Here is a 1,210-nt window from a genome sequence, read left to right as displayed (position 1 = left end):
GTAGATACCGTCTTGCCGGTTACCTGGCAAGACATATTTCGGCATCGAACGGACGACCCGATTTCAGCACGCCATAAGCCAGCTGCAGCAGCTTCTTCATCGCCGCGCACACCACGACTTTTCCCGTTTTCTTACCCGCATCCAGCCGTTTCTTCAGCGCACTCACCGCCGGATTCCACTTCATCGCCACTATCGCAGGCATGTACAGGGCCTTGCGCATCGCGCTGTTGCCCATCTTCGATATCCTGCTTTTGCCCTTCCACTCACCGGACTCCTGCCGCATCGGATTCAGACCCACCCACGCCACAAGCGCCTTGCTGCTGCTGAACCTCGACATGTCCCCCAGATACGCCAGCATCGTGCTGCTCAGCACGCCCGCGATGCCCGGGATGGACTCCAGCAGTTCCCTGTTCTTTTTAAGGCCCGGATCATTGTCGATATGGTCGTTTATTGCCCGCTTCGTTTCGTCTATCTGCGCATCCAGCGCCGCAATGACCACGCGGATTGAGGGCTGCACCACCGCATCCGAGACCTCCAGCCGGTTCTCTTCCATCTGCCGCATTTCCTGAAGATTCGTCAGGCGCTTCACCAGCGCCTTCAGCCTGCGTTCATTCAGCGGCGCCGGCTGCCACAGCGACGGGCCGTGCAGTTTACAGTAGCGCGCTATCATGCGCGCATCGTCTTTATCCGTCTTGTTACGGCTCAGCTCCGCCTGTCCGAAGCGCCTGATGCGCGCGGGATTTTCCACGCTGACATCATAGCCTTCGTCGTGCAGGAAGGTGGCCAGCGGCTCACTGTACGCGCCGGTAGCCTCCATGCAGATATGGCAGCAGCCGAACGGCTCCAGCCATTTTTTCAGGGCGATAAAGCCCTTAGGGGTGTTGGGAAAGACTTTGGTTTTGTAAGACGTGTCGCCTTTCCAGACGGCCACATCAAACTTTCCGGAGGCAACATCAATGCCGACAGGCATACGGGTTTGCATAGATTCTCCTTAACAGCACAGGGAAACCGCCATGACCATCCTTATGGATGCGTGCTCGGGGCACAGGATACCGTCCGGTCTTGAAGGCGGGAGTTAAGTTGCCGGGGATGAATCTACGAAGCAGGCTTTATGCCCAGGGGGCGCCCCCATCTCACCAGCAACTTCCCGATGATCAGTCGGGGATCATCATACCCGGAGGAGAATGATCGGGATATAAGGGGCGCCATT

1 protein-coding gene is annotated in these 1,210 nt (G+C 57.8%); it reads right to left on the bottom strand.

Features of this window, described 5'->3' with window-relative positions; translation table 11 throughout:
- Positions 1-19: 19 nt before the first annotated feature.
- The gene (locus OXR61_RS23335) at positions 20-982 is read right to left on the bottom strand and encodes an IS110 family transposase (protein WP_021312959.1); all 963 of its coding nucleotides are present in this window, start codon (positions 980-982) and stop codon (positions 20-22) included.
- Positions 983-1,210 lie beyond the last annotated feature (228 nt).

The organism is Pantoea sp. GM_Pan_4, from assembly GCF_026541005.1.
Lineage (GTDB): Bacteria > Pseudomonadota > Gammaproteobacteria > Enterobacterales > Enterobacteriaceae > Pantoea > Pantoea dispersa.
The sequence above is the reverse complement of the archived record's forward strand: the minus strand, read 5'-3'. Positions and strand labels throughout refer to the sequence as shown.